The following is a 328-nucleotide window of genomic DNA, read 5'->3' on the forward strand; positions in this document are numbered from 1 at the left end:
CAGCACCGTCGCGCCGAACATGGCGAAGAGATGTTGCAGGCTGAGCGGTATGGTTTGCAGTAACGGCGGGCGTTCGCTAACGCCAATGGCGCGACGAGTCATCATTTATCCCCTTAAAAGGTTGTGTTTTTTTGCCAAAAAAAAGCCGACTCTCTGGTCGGCTGATTCAGTTATTTAGTTCCGAAAATTTTGTCGCCGGCATCGCCCAGCCCCGGAATGATATAGCCCTTTTCATTGAGTCCATGATCGACTGAAGCGGTGTAGAGCTCCACGTCCGGATGCGCCTTCTCCAGTGCGGCGATCCCTTCTGAGATCGGAAGAGCGGTTC

At 53.4% G+C, this 328-nt stretch carries 2 protein-coding genes; both read right to left on the minus strand.

Going from position 1 to position 328, the window contains the following annotated elements:
- On the minus strand, nt 1-102 hold a 102-nt coding region (locus tag B3797_RS19610; RefSeq protein WP_248784998.1), incomplete at its 3' end, for a hypothetical protein.
- 68 nt (nt 103-170) lie between these two features.
- A partial coding sequence (locus B3797_RS11970; RefSeq protein ID WP_311791182.1) for a uracil phosphoribosyltransferase occupies nt 171-328 on the minus strand: 158 nt, incomplete at its 5' end.

This window comes from Pantoea sp. UBA5923 (assembly GCF_002431095.1).
GTDB lineage: Bacteria > Pseudomonadota > Gammaproteobacteria > Enterobacterales > Enterobacteriaceae > Pantoea > Pantoea piersonii.